This is a genomic window from Marinomonas balearica (assembly GCF_004362145.1).
Classification (GTDB): Bacteria; Pseudomonadota; Gammaproteobacteria; order Pseudomonadales; family Marinomonadaceae; genus Marinomonas; species Marinomonas balearica.
The window spans coordinates 216,781-233,154 of sequence record NZ_SNXC01000010.1 but is presented as its reverse complement, the minus strand read 5'-3'; the positions used below and the strand labels follow the sequence as shown (position 1 = coordinate 233,154).

Here is a 16,374-nt window from a genome sequence, read left to right as displayed (position 1 = left end):
TGAGAGACTCATAAATTTAGTGTCGTGCGTAACTAGCCGATTTCGAAGGATGCCACACCAAAAAAACGCTCAAATGGCAATGGAGGGAAATCCCCCGTATACATTCGGGCCGTCTCAAACGACGGCTGCATATTGTAACGCTCTGCCAAGGACAAAGCAGATTCATTGATCTCGGGCACGTCGAGAAAAATTCGATCTTCTTTCGTTGTATGGGCTTTCAAAGATAAAAAAAGCGTTTCTGCTAACTCAGGAGTATTGCCGTATAAAGGCCCAATCTTATAGCCGTTACGGCATTTTCGAATCACTCCCATTGCCACTAGCTCATTGTCTTCAACAATACCCAAAGCCTCAGCATCGGTTTGTTGTATCCATAATTGGCTAAATTCAGCACGCGCCGCTGGAAAGAACGGACTCTCATAGGCCTGAACCGTATCAAATGGAACATCCTCTAATCTAACAAGCCCTGAAATTCTAGGAGGGTCTATAGAGTCGACACCGCCCTCACCTTCAAATCGAATATTGCTGTACGCAAACTTAAAACCGAATTTTTTATAGTTCTCTTGCTGAGCAAGCACACCGTCCAAACCGATGTTGCAGCCCTCTAGATAACGAAGCCCAGCCTTCCAAAGCTGAATTCCATAGCCTTGACCTCGATATTCAGGCTTAACGATATAAAAACCAAGAAAACCAAACGAATCGTTATACTTAACCACCGAAATACAGCCAATGGGTTCGTCCCCAAGGTACCCCATCAAAAAGCCACTAGGGTCGGCAGCATAATAAAGCGTTGCATCATGTAACCCTGGGTTCCAACCTTCAAATGCCGCCCATTCAACAGCGAGGTGAAGGTCTGCTGCTGTCATCGTTTTGATCGAGAAATTTTTATTAGACATGAGATCCTTCGCCTTATTGTGTAACTTTCCGTCGAGTTTAATTGAGCCAGTTTTTAAAGGCACTCAATTTCTTTACCATTACCTTATACCGATACGACTAAGGTCTTCCAAGCTACGATCGAACCGTCTTCAAGCTGCATTGTTTCCATCTCATAGGTTTTGTCATCGCTATCTGGAAATATACGGTCAGAGTCATTGCTTGTATCGGGCGTACCACGCTCTAAATACAATGGTGCTTGTGTCGTGATCGATTTTACTAACGCATCATCAAAGGACACTTGCGTGGTATAAGATCGTCCGTTCTTTGTGACGGTCATATGAATGTGTACGGCGCGACCGGGATACCAGCCAGGGAAGCAGGTTTCAAAGTAAGCAGTACCTTGCTCATTTGTCGGTTGTATTCCACGAAACCATTTGTGCTTAACGTACTCTTTATTTCCGCCTGAACAGAACCTCTCTGACCTCATGCCGTCCCCACTGTAGATACCATTCGCATCACAATGCCAAATATCAACATCGACGTTACTTAGTGGCTGACAGTCAATATCAACGACCTGAAAATAAAGCCGCACAGGTACGCCATCCTGCCCTCCTGAGATATCTTGCCGTACAGGACTCGTTGAATAACAAGGTCCTTCTGTCAATTTCGGTGTCAACGCACATAAACGGTTCGCGGCCAATTCTAAAAACGGTTTAGGGTACGAACTAGGTTGCAGCGAAGCCGTGCCTCCAGTCAGCCACTTCGCCCCGTAACGTTTGGTCTGTATAGCATCAAAGAGATCCGACTCGTCTCCGCTCATAAAGGAAAAAAATGAACCCGATGAGCCTTTGCAGCCTTGAATAGCGGCTACCGATACGCCAGCAAGACAACCTGCTGTCCACTTAAAGATACGTCGTCGAGAAATTGTTTTTGACATGCTGCCCCGTTTTTTAACGTTCACTAGTAAAGATCTGATGTTCTATCTAATAGTAGTATAAGCAGTCAAAGCGTAGAGCCAAAATTAGAAAGAGGCCTGTACCAGCCTGCGTTAGAAATATTAGCACTTCCCAAAAGGAATAATCCTTGCTTAAATTATTTTATCCCCTCTGAAGAGCGTTACGTAAAATGAAGACCCCTCTCACTACGGAAAACTTTTTACTTGCTGCAAAACAATCCGAAATTAACGCCTTAAAACGTTTAATGTTGAGTAGTAAATTAGTCATTCGTGTCACGGAATTGATCCATGAACTGCAAAAAGAACGCGGATTATCCAACTCCTTCTTAGTGTCTGAAGGCAAACGTTTCGTTAAAGAGCGAGCCGCAGAGATGAGCATGACGCAATCTGCAAACGATGCCTTTGTCGAATCTTTAGAATTGCTTGAGCTGAAAAACTGCGGTTCTTCAACCATTCGCCTATACAGCAGCATCGCATTTGTTCTTCACCAATTAGACGATTTATCATCGTTTCGCGAGCAGGTTTCTAAGCAGCAAATAAGCACGTCGGAGAACACACGTTATTTTAATCGTCTTATCGCAGGGCTACTGTCTGTTATCTTTGAAGCAGCAGACATTTCTAACGATCCTGACATCACTCGCGCGCTTGTAGGGTTATTTAACTTCGTTCAAGGAAAAGAGTACGCGGGGCAAGAACGAGCATGGGGTGTAATTGGCTTTACCGCAGGAGAATTTAACACGACGATAAGGGATCAAATCCACGCTTTGCAGGAAGCGCAGCAAAAATGCTTTACGATCTTTAGCGAGTTTTCAAAATCCGTCCCCAACGCACTTTGGAGACAACTGGATGAAACCGAAGCAACCGTAGAGTTGGGACGGATGCGCCAGCTTATTTCGCGCCTCAAACCAGAAGACAATTTGCCTACATCAATCTGTGAGGTGTGGTATCAGGCATCCACCGTTCGGATTGATGATATGCAAAATATCGTCAAACAAATGACCGAAGATCTCCTCGAACTGAGTCAGAATAAGATCACACTTGCGGAAGAAGAGCTGCGCCTTCATAAAGAACAACTCGTTACACTTGCGGATTACGAAGAACCCCCCATGTCACCGCTTACCGCGATGGATGAGAATGAAGTTAATACAACTGTGAACATTTCTCAGGGTGTCAATATTAAGTTGGCTCATTCCCTGTATGATCTGGTGCAACGACAAGCTACTCACTTACAAAAAGTCAGTGAAGAACTAACCGCAGCAAAACAAACATTGAACGAGCGCAAGCTAATTGAAAAAGCCAAAGGCATTCTAATGAGTTCTCAAAATGTCAATGAAGAACAGGCCTATAAACAACTTCGTCAAGCCGCGATGGATGGCAACAAACGCATTATTGATATAGCGGAAAATATTATTAGTGTTGCTAGTATGCTTCGTGGGCACGTCTAAAGAAATGAGATGAGCTCCTTAACTTTAAATAAATATAAGTCGATTCAGAACAGTGCGAATAACCAGAACAACTACGAATACAGTGCCCTATCACATGGCAATAAATAAGACATAGACTGATGGGCTATGGGTACAAGCGCACTATGCCGCTTTTTCCTTCCATATCCCCAACAATCCAGATTTTTTCAAAGGGGTGATGATACGGAACAGAGATATGGTGCTCTAATGCTTTGATGTCCAACCGTGTCCAGCTTGGGTGAGCATTGCGAATGACCAACCAGACACGTTTTGTCTGATAGCATTTTTCAGATTTGTTATCCAAAATTCGGTTAAGTGCTTTCAATAAACGGTGGTCTGGCTCTTTCTCTAGGTTGCGAAGAAAATCCCGTGTTTTATCGGTAAGGTTACGTCCTAAAATGGACATGGCTTCTGCCTCACTTCCATAAAGGTGCGCTATCTCTAAATCAAGGCGCTCACCTTCAAATACACAAGAAACATCAGGCCTAATGGGTTGATTATGCCAAATGTGTCGAATTTTCTTACCGGTATTACGCTCATACCAACGCATAAAGAGTCGCGCCGCATGATGCTCCAGCTCCAGCTTTTCCTCAACTGTGTTCTGCACAACGTCACTCCGCAGTCCATCCTCAACATAAGGTTAGCAACAATTACACTAACTTTCCGAGAATTTGAGTTTGTGTAGTTTCTCATTTAATCCTCATAGTCTTCGTTTTAGAAATGCAAAGGGATCTATAATGGCACTTCAACAAAACGTGCGTTAGATCACAACTTGCGCCACTTTCCTTACAGTGGAGTCACAATGAAAGAAAACCAAAGCACTTTAGCGTCCGGAATGGGATCTAAAGAGTTCACACTATTCGTCGCATTATTGATGTCGATTGTCGCAATCTCAATCGACGCCTTGCTGCCTGCTCTCGGCGTCATCGGTGGTGACATGCAAGCCGAACATGCTAACCAAGCACAATTGCTCATCAGTATGATATTTTTAGGCATGGCATCTGGGCAACTCATCGCCGGCCCCTTGTCTGACGCACTGGGAAGAAAGCCCATATTGTTTATTGGTTTTTCTTTATACCTTATAGGTTCGGTGGTCTGCTTTTTTGCTAACGACATTCAAGGTCTGCTGTTGGGTCGATTTATTCAAGGCCTTGGCGTATCGGGTCCCTATATCGCTGCAATGTCACTTGTACGTGACGCATACAAAGGCATACAAATGGCAAAAACCATGTCGATTGTGATGCTCATCTTTGTGATGGTTCCTGCTATTGCGCCTTCTTTGGGACAACTAATAATGGCAATCGCAGACTGGAAAGCCATTTTTGAAATGTACTTTGTATACGCTGTGTTGTTACTTCTATGGATTACATTTCGCCTTAAAGAAACTCTCCCGAAAGAAAAGCGCATTAAACTGAGCTTAAAAGGCTTTGGCTTCGCCTTTAAAGAAGTCATTAGCCACAGAATCACGATCTCATACACATTATGCATGGGTTTGTTTTTCGGTAGCTTTATCGGATATTTAAACTCGTCTCAGCAGATTTTTCAGGATCAATTTAAAGTAGGCGAAGCATTCAGTCTCTACTTCGGCGCCCTCGCCTTGGTTCTCGGTGTTGCCTCAATGGTGAATGCAAAGATCGTAGGAAAATATGGAATGCAAGCCATCGTCATCCGTGCCATTTCTTCCATAGTCATAATTTCAGCACTGTTCTTGGCATTACATGGCCTAGTTGAAATTCAGTTCTGGATGTTTATGGTCTTCGCAGCGTGCCTATTTTTCTGTTTTGGATTGCTGTTCGGCAACACCAATGCGCTAGCTATGGAACCAATGGGTCACATCGCTGGCATCGCATCTGCGGTTATTGGGTGTGTCTCTTCGTTGATGTCCATGAGCTTGGGAACGCTGATTGGGCAAATGTACGACAACTCGCTCATTCCTCTGTGTGTTGGGTTCTCGTGTTTAGGTAGCCTAGCTTTGTGCTTGGTTATTTGGGCAGAGAAAGGCCGTAAAAAAGACACAGACTTGGATGCGGTCGCTGTTTAAACTAGCAGCAATCAGCACCACGTAAGGATAAAGTTAAAAAGCCCGTTTTAATGACTAATACGGGTTTTTTTCTATCTGGTGTTTAGGTGAGGCTCAGTATTTATAATCCGCTTTCGTCGCCCCAACGGGTTTTTATTTGTTTAACTTCAGGCAAAATCTCGAAAAACAAATTAACGAATCTAGGATCAAAATGAGATCCTGAATCTCGCTCAATAACCTCTAACGCCTGCTCAATCGTCCAGGCTTCTTTGTACGGACGCTCCATCGTTAATGCATCAAAGACATCGGCGATGGCTACAATTCGCGCTGATTCAGGAATTTCTCCCCCTTTTAAACCTTGCGGATAACCACTCCCATCCCATTTTTCATGATGTCCAAGCGCGATTTCAGCCGCCATTGCAAAAACAGGATTATCTCCTTTCTTCAAAATGTCATGGCCAATCTGAGAGTGCTTTTTCATGGTGACCCACTCCTCATCCGTTAGCTTTCGTGGCGCTTTTAGAATGCCATCTGGAATGCCAATTTTCCCAGTGTCATGCATCGTCGCAGCTAATTCAAGCAACCTTATACGTTCCTCACTCCAGCCAGATGCTCGCGCTAAAGCACCCGAATAAACCGCCATTCTCCAGATGTGCACGCCCGTATCACTGTCATTATAATGCCCGGCTTCTCCCAACATTGTAATCGATGATTTTACGAGTTGTTCAAGTGCATCAACTTGGACCAAAGATAAATGAGTTTTAACCCGCCTCTGAACAATGGCTCCTGAAAATGGTTTCAATATATAATCAACCGCGCCCATATCAAAACCTTTGGCTTCGTCTTCCTGCTCACCCATAGCCGTAACAAAAATAATGGGAATATGCATCGTTTCGGGGGACGCTTTTAAGGCAGCTGAAACTTCATAACCACTCATACCCGGCATCATGATATCCAGCAAAATAAGATCAGGTTTATGCGTATGAGCAGCTTCAATTGCTTTTAAACCGTCCGTCGAAAACATAAGCTGATATTCATCCTTTAGAATTTGCCGGAGTAGCTTTAGATTGTTTGGCTCGTCATCAACAATTAACAACTTGTGTTTATTTTTCACGGTTTAGTCCTTTGAATCTATCTCTACTTTATCCGCTAGTTCTAATGCTCTCGCTCTAGCCAAATCAAACTCAAAATTCTCAATTTGTTGGATAATAGGGTTAAGATCTTGTTTATCGACATAGCTTTCTAGCTTAGAGAGGACACCCTCTACTTCATCAGGGTTTAACGTATCTATTTTCTCAACAAGCAACTGCAATAGAGACTTAATTTTTTCGGGATTAAACGCCTGCTTGATTTTACTATTCTGGCTTTCTGGAATTTGTAACAAGGTAATTTCAGATACCACTTGTTTAAGTGAGTGGTCTAGATTTTTGATCAACGTAAGGGCTGATTCCTCACGATAATGTTTAAGTTCATCATTTAGACAATCTGTGTATTTAAACACATCCTCTAGTGCCAAATTCCCAGAAAGACCTTTCAAAGCATGTACGACTCTGTGGGCCGGTTCGAGGTCATTGTTATTCTCACGTAACAATTGATAAATAATTTCAGCATCCTTGGCATGTTGGTCAGCAAAATCCTTTAAAGCTCGTGCGTATATAAGTGGATCATTCCAAGAGGCCAAACCCTTCTTCACATCTACAGTGAATGACAATGGAGAAAAATCAACTTCGACTTCAGGGGAATGATAGGCTATCAAAGTATCACTGTTCAGCTTACCCTTCCCTTCGGGAATCACTTTTTCTATTTCCCGCAATAGCTTTTCAAAGTCAATTGGCTTTCCTATCACTCTGTCCATACCAGCCTGAAGACATAGCTCTTTATCTTCCTCCATTACGCTTGCAGTGAGAGCAATAATAGGAATATGGTTACTGCTTTCTTCCTCAACGCTCCGGATTTTTTTCGTCGCCCCAACGCCGTCTAATACAGGCATTTGCACATCCATCAAAATAATATCCCAGTCCCTTTCTTGGTACGCTAGGAATGCTTCTTGACCATTCTTCACCCAAGTAACGCTGCTGCCTAACTGTTCCAATCGCAATGTAACAAGTGAGGCATTTTCTGGAATATCTTCAGCAAGCAAGACATTAAAACAACGCGGGGTAGCAAGACTTTCAACCGACGCTTCATCGCTATACAGTGATTGGGCTATAAGTTCTGGATCACTTTCCACCGGAAAATCAATTGTAAAATGAAACGCCGAACCAACCCCTTTCTGACTTTCCGCCCAAATCCGGCCTCCCATCATCTCTACTATTTGTCGACTGATTGTGGTTCCAAGCCCGGTACCACCGTATTTTCTTGTTGTACTGTTATCCGCTTGCGTAAAGGATTCGAATACTTTATCGACTTGCTCTTGAGACATCCCTATTCCGCTATCGGTCACGACAAAATGTAAAAGACGAGAGTCTTCTTCTAAAGATATGGAAACAGATACTTCACCAATTTCGGTAAATTTAATTGCATTTCCTATTAGGTTTAAAAGCACCTGACGTAAGCGCGTTGGATCACCAATATAATATTTTGGGAGTTCATTGTGATATTTAAAACTAAGCTTCAGTCCTTTCTCTAAAGCACTGTTTTCAACCGTCTTAAACGACTCTGCTACCGTGTTTATAAGGTTAAAGCAAATGTTTTCTATTTGAATTTTTCCGGCTTCAATTTTAGAAAAATCCAATATATCGTTAATAATCGCGAGTAAATTCTTTCCTGAATTTAAAATAGTCTTAGCGTATTTTCGAGATTCGGAAGACAGTTTCTCATCTTGTAAAATTATTTCGGAAAAACCAATTACTGCGTTCATCGGCGTGCGAATTTCATGGCTCATATTTGCAAGGAAATTCGTCTTTGCTTCTGCCGCTAATTCCGCATTCTTTTTCGCCATTAACAGTTCGTGTTCTGCTTTTTTTTGCAAACTAATGTCCGCAATAAAAGCCACAAAAAGGTGAGTACCGCTGGCAAGCTTCGTATGACCCACCGCTAAATGCGCGGGAAATGTGTCGCCATTTTTACAAAGACAGACGATCTCTCGTCCAATGCCGATAATCTTTTTATCACCTGTATCGATATAGTGCTTCAAGAAACCATCATGGTGCCTAGCAACCATTTCAGGCATGAGCATTGATACATTTTTACCTACTACTTCGTCAGCGTTCCAACCAAAAAGCTTTTCTGCTGCTGGGTTGAATAAATGAACCGTACCTTTTTCATCGATACTGATTACCCCATTTACCGCAGTTTGGATAATCGCATTCACTTCCGAGGTCGCCAATACAACCAGTTCTTCTAAGTGCTCCTGATGACGACGAAGCTCCTCTTCAGTTTCAATACGTTTGGTAATGTCTCGTACTATTTTTGAGGCGCCGCACACGTCTCCATTGATGTCCAAAATAGGTGAAATCGTGACCGAAACGTTAATGAGTTTACCATCTTTTCGCACGCGCTCGGTTTCATAGTGATCGATACGCTCCCCTTTACGAATTTTGGCTAAAATGTTTTTTTCTTCGTGTTTTTTATCTTTAGGAAATAACATAAGCATGGGCTGGCCAATTGCTTCAACTTCCTTGTAGCCAAAAATTCGCTCTGCTGAGGGGTTCCAGCTGGTAATAATACCGTCTAGTGTTTTGCTCATTATTCCATCATCTGACGAATTGATGATAGCCGCAAACCTTGCCTGAGTTTCTCGTACTGCTATTTTATCAGTGATGTTTTGTACAATTTTAGACGCGCCACACACATTTCCCTCTGTATCATAAATCGGCGATATGCTTGCAGAAACAATCACCGATGTGCCGTCTTTTCTCATCCGTATCGTTTCGAAGTGCTCAATTCTCTCACCCCGGGCGATTTTATCTAAGATGGTCTTTTCTTCATGCTTTCTGTCATCGGGTATGATCATCAGCATTGGCTGGCCAACCGCCTCTTCTTCAGTATACCCAAATATTTTTTCGGCCGCAGGGTTCCAGCTAGTAATAATGCCCTCTAATGTTTTACTCATAATACCGTCATCTGACGAATTAATAATAGAGGCCAGCCGTTCGTTCGCGATGTGGTTTAAATTCGCTTTATCAAGGGACATATAAATAACTCTCTACAAAAAATATGAGCAAAATATCGGTAAAATTAATCCATTTATCTTTCGTAGCATTTTGCTCTATATCAAAAATTATCAATATTAATCCCAAAGCTTTTAATGAAATTAAGTAATTGAACTATCTGCTTATTTTGAAAGACTAGACTATAACCCCCATTATTCAATGGGCCTTTACGAGAGACGACATATATTCAAATTAAGTTATCAAAGTGTCACTTAACCTTACAAATACGCTTGGAATATCAAAGTCGAAATAGAGAGTGAAAATCACATAACCGTATGCGATATAAAAAAGATATGAATGGTCTAATTGTCTTACAAAAAGCGAAATGCCTATTCATAAAAATTAGAGCAAATTCTAATTTAGAAGTAGGAAAACTGGAGGTTTTATAGGTAAGGAAAGATCACGCGCCAGTTTCGAAACTAGCGCGTGAGGGGAAGAAGAGAACGTGAGGATTTACTCGTTTACATCCATAAATCGACCGGCAAATTCACGGCTTTCATCTAATGTAGAGTAACGAACTGAAAGCTCAGAGGCACTTAATGTACCTTCTTCGATACCACGTTGCTCACGCAGACAATCGTAAGTCGCCTTGATAGCGGCAAAGTAAGCAGCGTGTCCATTGACGACAATGCGCACGCCATTTTTAGCCAATCGCTCTCGATCTGCTAATTTTGGGTTACCGTACGCCACCAGCATAAGTGGGATATTAACGTGTGCGCTGATCGCTTCTAGATGCTCAAAATCTTTTACGCCCACCATACACACGCCATCAGCACCTGCAGCCTCATAAGCTTTTACGCGTTCTATGGTTTCTTCTGTCGTTAACTGACCCGCATTTGTACGAGCAATGATTGACATCGCTGGATCAATACGTGCTTCAAGCGCGGCTTCAATCTTACCAACGGCTTCTTCTAACGGAATCAAGTCAGTGGATTTATGACCGTATTTTGCTGGCAATAAGGTATCTTCAATAGTAAGAGCTGCAACGCCTGCGCGCTCTAACTCTACGATCGTACGCATAACATTAAGCGCATTACCGTAACCATGATCGGCATCTGCAATGATAGGTAAACGTGCAACGCGTCCAATTCGAGTCGCTTGCTCTACAAACTCACTAAGTGTGATCAGGGCAAAGTCCGGTGCCGCTAGAACTTGCAACGATGCAACAGAGCCCCCTAAAATTCCCACTTCAAATCCCAAATCTTCCGCTATTCGCGCAGACATAGGGTCAAATGTTGAAGCTGTATAGTAACATTGATCGCTTTCTAACAAAGCGCGAAAACCTTTACGAAGGTCATGCTGGGAAGGGGTTGCCATTCCGATACTCCTGAAAACCACACATTTGATGTGTAGGTGATGTGCTGATTACAAACGAAATTATTGCGAACTGAACGTAATTTTATCTAATTTAACAACATATCTCACCCCAGAAGAGGCAATGATTTGATTCAATCTTAACTAAGAGACATTATGTTGGAATTTTACAACGAATAGATTGACTCTATGGTCAGTTTATTGCGAGATAAAATCAAGTTTTGGAGATGTTCAATACTTACAGAAGCCTAAAACTCTACAGCAGAAATTTGAATGTAAAATGACATGAACGCGCTAAATTACATTATGCTAATAACTCAACCGTTTTGAGTAACTGACATGAATCCGATCTGTCATATTTGGACAATCTACGGATTAAACAGGACTCTTTAGCAACAGCATTTAACGTGAAGAATTTTTCTTCGGGGACATTATGAAACGCCATCCAGTTAACGAGTGCCGACTCAAGATGCGTTTCAAACGTTTTAAACAACGCTAATTCATCGTCTGTGAGTTTGTGGCTTTCTCCCCAGTGAATTCGATATACGGCGAGCCTATCTTGACTGTCGACCCAATTACCCCAGATAGAAACCCACCCTTGAGCAAACGGTGTTTTAGTGGATACAAGCATATCAAGCTGTTCTTCCAGCTCCTTTTGGTTGGCATCAATCACAGATTGCAGCACTTCCTGCCACAACAATAACTTTGACGAATAGTTGCTGTAAACAGTCGGCTTTGATACCTGAGCCTCTACAACGACCTGATCGATACTGGTTCCTTGATAGCCCGCTTTATTAAATAGGCGTTGAGCTGCGCTTGCGATCAGCCCTTTTTTGGAAGGTCGTCCTCGTGCCATAACTACTCTACTGAAAATACAAAAATGATGAGCACACATTATGCCACGATTCCTCTCCCCTCGCCGCGCTAAAAATTCACGTAAAGTGGCTTGACGAAAACTAAAAGAGGGATTAAATTAACTATACCGTTTAGTTAATAAATAGATCTTTTCGTAAACAGAGGATGCAAAGATGCAAAGCGATAATGGTTACTACGGCGAGTTTGGTGGAAGCTACATTCCCGAAATTCTCTATTCCAGCCAACAACAGATTCTGAACGCTTACGAAGAAGCGAAGAATGACCCAGCCTTTATCGCCGAGCTAAAGCAACAATGGCAAGAATACTCAGGTCGCCCTACGCCACTTACATTCTGTAAAAATTTAACAGAGCATTTTGGTGGTGCGCAGATTTACTTAAAACGTGAAGATTTAAACCATTCTGGCGCACACAAAATGAACAATGTGATAGGCCAAGGGTTGCTTGTTAAGCGCATGGGTAAAAAACGCGTTATAGCAGAAACAGGCGCAGGGCAACACGGTATCGCAACCGCCCTCGTTTGTGCTCGCTTAGGATTGGAATGCACCATTTATATGGGCGCAAAAGATGTAAAACGCCAATACCCGAATGTCTTCTGGATGGAGCAATTAGGTGCGACTGTTGTTCCTGTGACAGAAGGATCCCAAACACTAAGAGACGCATTAGACGAAGCACTACGAGATTGGTCTTCGACTCACGAAGACAGCCATTACCTAATCGGAACAACCTGTGGCTGTGCTCCATTCCCTGAAATGGTGGCCTTCTTTCAGTCTGTCATCGGCGAAGAGGTCAAAGAGCAAAGTAAGGCACAGTTTGGTCGATACCCAGATAAACTCTACGCTTGTGTCGGTGGCGGTTCTAACGCTTGCGGATTGTTCCTTCCATTTGTAGACGACAAAGACGTCGAAATGGTGGGTGTCGAAGCGGGCGGTAAAGGCACAAAGCTGGGTGAGCACTCTATTCGTTTGTCCCATAATTTAGGCACACCGGGCATTGCCCAAGGTTTTGCCAGCATCTTTATTCAGGATGATGCGGGGCAACTTCAAGAAACCCATTCTATTTCCGCCGGTTTAGATTACGTTGGTGTCTCTCCTATTATCGCGCACTTGGCGAAAGAAGGCCGCATCAATATGACCTACGCTATGGACGATGAAGTTGTCGATGCCTGCACGTTACTTTTGAAAAATGAAGGCATTATCCCTGCACTTGAATCCTCTCACGCATTAGCAGGCGCCTTTAAAGATGCGCCTTCGATGTCGAAAGACACTCACATCGTCATTAACTTATCTGGTCGTGGTGATAAAGACATTTTCAACGTCGCAAAAGCACTGCAAGACCCTACGTTCCCTGACTTCTTAAACGACTACTTAGAAGACTACGAAAAAGATACGTTGATTAAAAAAACAGAAAAGGAGGCATAGACAATGAGTCAATTAGCAAACTACATAAACGCTAAACGCGAGTCCAAACCCATTCTGTCTATGACTCACGTTGTTTATGGGTACCCGACCGTTGAAGAGAGTTTAACGTGGATGGGCACTCTACTGGAGAACGGCGCGGATTTTATCGAAGTTCAGTTCCCTTTTTCAGACCCTGTTGCCGATGGCCCAACAATCGTTGCCGCCTGCCACAAGGCACTAGAACAAACCTTATCCGTTGAGCAGTGTCTTAAGGATATTGGCCAATTAGCTAAAAACTACCCTGAAAGCCGTTTAGTATTGATGAGCTACTTGAACCCAATGTATCGATACGGCTTAGATAAACTGGTTGAGCGATGCGCTGAAGAAGGCATTTTAGGGCTGATTCTACCTGACTTACCGTATGAGCAAGCTGGTGGATTAAGAGCGGCTTGTGACAAGCACGGCATAGATCCGGTTTGGTTGGTTACACCCGTAACACCAAAGGATCGGATGGCATTTCTTGCATCAAATGCTCAAGGCTTTCTCTATTGTGTGGCCCGCTCTGGAGTGACGGGAAATTCCAATCACGAGGGTGAAGGTGCGCAAACCGAGCTTCAACATTACCTTGCTTCGATCAAAAGCGATTCAAGTGCGCCATTGGGCGTTGGATTTGGATTGCGCCGACGAGAGCAAATAAAAGAGCTCGAAGGTCATGCCGATATCGCCATTCTGGGCTCGGCTTTGTTAGATGCTTACAACCAAGGCGGTCAAGAAACGGGAATCGCTTTATTTAAGGAACTGTTTAGTCATTAACATTCAAAATTTGGGTTTGCTCTTAACGGGGTAAACCCAAATCTCTTCTACCAACCTTATCTTTTGGATACCCACTCCGTCATATACCGTGGTAGCAGTTCTAACCACCACATCAATATGAGGGAAAGACTATCTAGGTTGAACGTATCCAACCGCCATTAACTCGCCATTTGGTACGCCAGAACGAGAGCCACCTTTCGCTTCTTCCGTTATAATGACACGCAATACACTGATGCTATTGACGATCGCAGGATCAATTGCTTTGATCTGAGTTTCAGATAGATCCGTAACCCCTAAAGAGATGGGATCATCTCGCCCAACAATCGCCCACAGCTCAAGATCTTTGTCGTCAGCAACGCGGCCTTCAATCGGCGAAATTCGTATGCGATCTGTCACATCGTCAAACTGAACGTTCAACTTCACCCCTTCTTCAACCGCAACAAGTTGTGTCTGATATTTCGCTTTAAACTGAGTCGGTGATACTAACCAAATAGCAAGCGTGATAAAGAAGACCATTAGAAGTAGCCAAGTAAACCTCGTTTTAAAACGTGTTCGCGGCAAAATACTCACTTTGTCATCTTCTTCAATGGCTTTTCGTATAAGAGAACGCCACGCGTCGGGAGACATAGGCTCAGCGGATTGACTGGAAATATCACCCAAACGCTCAACCCAATATTCGTATTCGCCCGTTAATGACGCATCCGTAGATAAACGGCGTTCAAATTCAAGTGCTTCTGACGCTGAAAGGATACCCGCTGCATACTCAGCGGCTAGTAGACTGTCCTTGTGTTTTTTATCATTATTCATTGGCTAATGACCTATTATTACGCCCTGTTGGATTTTATTATTCAAGCGGCAAAATGAGTCAAGAGTACCCTCAATAAAAACATCCTGTACTGGCCAAGGCCAACGGACTTATCGCAGCACTCTTTTCAGGCTTGGGTCGGGCTTATTATTGGCCTTTTGCTAACTTGAGGAACCCTTTATGTATTCTTCTAGTTGTAAACCATACAGCACCAACAATCAATGGTACAGACAGACCAACAACAAGACTCTTATCAAAATCAATGCCTTGGTCATAAACAGCTTCTATCAAATGCTTTGCCAATCCAACACTGTAATAGCTTATCGCCGCTACGGACAAACCTTCTACAGTATGTTGCATCGCTAATTGTATTTTAGAACGCCGATCCATTGATGCAAGTAAGTGTTGATTCTGAGCCTGAATCGACATTTCTACTTTGGTGCGCATCATGTCGGAAACACGGTCGATTCGTGTGGATAGGCTTTCAAGGTGTTCATTTGTCGTTTTACACGTTCGAACCGCGGGCGTTAAACGACGCGTCATAAACTCAGTAAGCGTTAGGTGTCCAGATACTTCGTCTTCTTTAAGCTCTTGCAGCCTTTTAAGGACAAGCTCGTGATAGGCAATCGTCGCACTGAAACGGTACGTGCATTTTGCTCGGGCATCTTCAACCCACGCAGCCATATCGATGAGCTTTGCAAGCAATTCAGGTTCATCTTGCTTCAGCGTATTTTCACTTAATAATGACGTCATAGACGCCAGCTTGTCGTCCATTGAGCTTAATTGTCGGCTGTATTCTCTTGCCATAGGCAAACCAAGCAGTGCGATCAAACGATATGATTCAATTTCGATGATTCTTCGAACCATACGACCTAATTGGCTGTCACTCATATTACGGTTGTAAACAAGAAAACGTCCACAGCCATCACTGTGTAATTGAAAGCTTGTCCAGAGCTGTGCGTCGCCACTTTGTGGCTGGCTACCGACAAGTCGCATGCCTTCAAAGAAAGATTTTACTTCGGCCAATTCGGGTTCAGGTTGTTCGCGCGCATCTTCAACCGCAAGATGAAATGCCGCGACCACAACCCCCACCATATTAGCAACCCAATTTGGCGGCAGAGTTTGCAGCGATGTAGTTGCAAAAGGGTCTCTTAAGAAGGGGCCACCTTCATTAATTACAAGATACGACACAAACTCTGAGTGAGTTTCTCGCCTTATGCGGATGTCATTTATTTCAAACTCTAGACAGGCTCCATCCTCTGCTGGTGGAACCAATCCATAGCGACGAAACAAATCACAGAAATGCAAAAAATCCGCTAATTTTCCTTCCGAGTCCAACATAATGGCCAGATAGCTAACACGCGACGGGCTTTTAATAACCTGAAATTGTCTTGAATGAAGTTCGGCGTAAAGCGCGTCTCGCTGAGGGTGTATAGAGAGCTGGTATGGATTTGTTATTGTCATTATTTTGCGTCGTAACGTCTCAGAATCATTAAAAATAATGTTCTTTATGCCTATCTTTTGGAAAAAATTCAAACCCAAGTGCACAATTGCTGCGAGATTACTCTCATAAAATCGTCATTTCGCTGTCATATTTTTCTGAGAAGGTAGATTTTATCTGTAAAAGCACACTTATCTAAAATAATGGCTTTGAAAAATCTCGAATAAGTCGCTTGTCATGCAATTAAAAAGAAGGGCCTTCGG

13 protein-coding genes are annotated in these 16,374 nt (G+C 43.1%); 4 read left to right on the top strand and 9 right to left on the bottom strand.

The window, feature by feature from the left end:
* Window positions 1-32: 32 nt before the first annotated feature.
* Together DFP79_RS06210 and DFP79_RS06205 are read right to left on the bottom strand one after the other, a co-directional pair.
* On the bottom strand, window positions 33-893 hold the full coding sequence (locus tag DFP79_RS06210; RefSeq protein ID WP_133503072.1) for a GNAT family N-acetyltransferase: 861 nt from the start codon (window positions 891-893) through the stop codon (window positions 33-35).
* Between the two features lie 83 nt (window positions 894-976).
* Window positions 977-1,810: a dioxygenase family protein gene (locus DFP79_RS06205; protein ID WP_133503071.1), complete on the bottom strand. Its 834-nt coding sequence runs from the start codon at window positions 1,808-1,810 to the stop codon at window positions 977-979.
* A 188-nt stretch (window positions 1,811-1,998) separates the two neighbouring features.
* On the opposite strand from DFP79_RS06205, the gene DFP79_RS06200 reads away from it, so the two are divergent.
* On the top strand, window positions 1,999-3,273 hold the full coding sequence (locus DFP79_RS06200; RefSeq protein WP_133503070.1) for a nitrate regulatory protein: 1,275 nt from the start codon (window positions 1,999-2,001) through the stop codon (window positions 3,271-3,273).
* A gap of 124 nt (window positions 3,274-3,397) precedes the next feature.
* Here the strand turns inward: DFP79_RS06200 and DFP79_RS06195 are convergent, their stop codons facing one another.
* Window positions 3,398-3,898 carry a hypothetical protein gene (locus DFP79_RS06195; protein WP_133503069.1) on the bottom strand — a complete coding sequence of 167 codons (501 nt, stop codon included), beginning with the start codon at window positions 3,896-3,898 and terminating at the stop codon, window positions 3,398-3,400.
* 195 nt (window positions 3,899-4,093) lie between these two features.
* Here DFP79_RS06195 and DFP79_RS06190 point away from each other — a divergent pair, with 195 nt between their 5' ends.
* The gene (locus DFP79_RS06190) at window positions 4,094-5,332 is read left to right on the top strand and encodes a multidrug effflux MFS transporter (protein WP_133503068.1); all 1,239 of its coding nucleotides are present in this window, start codon (window positions 4,094-4,096) and stop codon (window positions 5,330-5,332) included.
* Between the two features lie 100 nt (window positions 5,333-5,432).
* Here the strand turns inward: DFP79_RS06190 and DFP79_RS06185 are convergent, their stop codons facing one another.
* The 4 genes from DFP79_RS06185 to DFP79_RS06170 all read right to left on the bottom strand — a co-directional run bounded on the left by DFP79_RS06185 (window position 5,433) and on the right by DFP79_RS06170 (window position 11,635).
* The gene (locus DFP79_RS06185; RefSeq protein ID WP_133503067.1) at window positions 5,433-6,425 is read right to left on the bottom strand and encodes an HD domain-containing phosphohydrolase; all 993 of its coding nucleotides are present in this window, start codon (window positions 6,423-6,425) and stop codon (window positions 5,433-5,435) included.
* A gap of 3 nt (window positions 6,426-6,428) precedes the next feature.
* Entirely contained in the window at window positions 6,429-9,446 is a 3,018-nt protein-coding gene (locus DFP79_RS06180; protein WP_133503066.1) for a PAS domain S-box protein, read from the bottom strand.
* Between the two features lie 472 nt (window positions 9,447-9,918).
* Window positions 9,919-10,782: an isocitrate lyase/PEP mutase family protein gene (locus tag DFP79_RS06175; RefSeq protein ID WP_133503065.1), complete on the bottom strand. Its 864-nt coding sequence runs from the start codon at window positions 10,780-10,782 to the stop codon at window positions 9,919-9,921.
* A 301-nt stretch (window positions 10,783-11,083) separates the two neighbouring features.
* Complete coding sequence (locus DFP79_RS06170; RefSeq protein WP_166637657.1) at window positions 11,084-11,635, bottom strand: TetR/AcrR family transcriptional regulator; 552 nt, start codon at window positions 11,633-11,635, stop codon at window positions 11,084-11,086.
* Between the two features lie 172 nt (window positions 11,636-11,807).
* Here DFP79_RS06170 and trpB point away from each other — a divergent pair, with 172 nt between their 5' ends.
* Window positions 11,808-13,073, top strand: coding sequence for a tryptophan synthase subunit beta (gene trpB / locus DFP79_RS06165; RefSeq protein ID WP_133503063.1), 1,266 nt, complete (start codon window positions 11,808-11,810; stop codon window positions 13,071-13,073).
* Window positions 13,074-13,076: 3 nt separating this feature from the next.
* A complete protein-coding gene (gene trpA, locus DFP79_RS06160) occupies window positions 13,077-13,865 on the top strand; it encodes a tryptophan synthase subunit alpha (RefSeq protein ID WP_133503062.1) in 789 nt (262 codons plus the stop codon).
* Between the two features lie 129 nt (window positions 13,866-13,994).
* On the opposite strand, the gene DFP79_RS06155 is transcribed toward trpA, so the two are convergent.
* Complete coding sequence (locus DFP79_RS06155) at window positions 13,995-14,672, bottom strand: anti-sigma factor (RefSeq protein WP_133503061.1); 678 nt, start codon at window positions 14,670-14,672, stop codon at window positions 13,995-13,997.
* Between the two features lie 145 nt (window positions 14,673-14,817).
* Complete coding sequence (locus tag DFP79_RS06150) at window positions 14,818-16,134, bottom strand: DUF3422 domain-containing protein (protein ID WP_133503060.1); 1,317 nt, start codon at window positions 16,132-16,134, stop codon at window positions 14,818-14,820.
* Window positions 16,135-16,374 lie beyond the last annotated feature (240 nt).

Coding starts and splice junctions, on each gene's coding strand:
- DFP79_RS06175 (WP_133503065.1), bottom strand. CDS start 10,782: ATGGCAACCCCTTCCCAGCATGACCTTCGTAAAGGTTTTCGCGCTTTG.
- DFP79_RS06200 (WP_133503070.1), top strand. CDS start 1,999: ATGAAGACCCCTCTCACTACGGAAAACTTTTTACTTGCTGCAAAACAA.
- DFP79_RS06150 (WP_133503060.1), bottom strand. CDS start 16,134: ATGACAATAACAAATCCATACCAGCTCTCTATACACCCTCAGCGAGAC.
- DFP79_RS06210 (WP_133503072.1), bottom strand. CDS start 893: ATGTCTAATAAAAATTTCTCGATCAAAACGATGACAGCAGCAGACCTT.
- DFP79_RS06205 (WP_133503071.1), bottom strand. CDS start 1,810: ATGTCAAAAACAATTTCTCGACGACGTATCTTTAAGTGGACAGCAGGT.
- trpA (WP_133503062.1), top strand. CDS start 13,077: ATGAGTCAATTAGCAAACTACATAAACGCTAAACGCGAGTCCAAACCC.
- DFP79_RS06180 (WP_133503066.1), bottom strand. CDS start 9,446: ATGTCCCTTGATAAAGCGAATTTAAACCACATCGCGAACGAACGGCTG.
- DFP79_RS06155 (WP_133503061.1), bottom strand. CDS start 14,672: ATGAATAATGATAAAAAACACAAGGACAGTCTACTAGCCGCTGAGTAT.
- trpB (WP_133503063.1), top strand. CDS start 11,808: ATGCAAAGCGATAATGGTTACTACGGCGAGTTTGGTGGAAGCTACATT.
- DFP79_RS06170 (WP_166637657.1), bottom strand. CDS start 11,635: ATGGCACGAGGACGACCTTCCAAAAAAGGGCTGATCGCAAGCGCAGCT.
- DFP79_RS06190 (WP_133503068.1), top strand. CDS start 4,094: ATGAAAGAAAACCAAAGCACTTTAGCGTCCGGAATGGGATCTAAAGAG.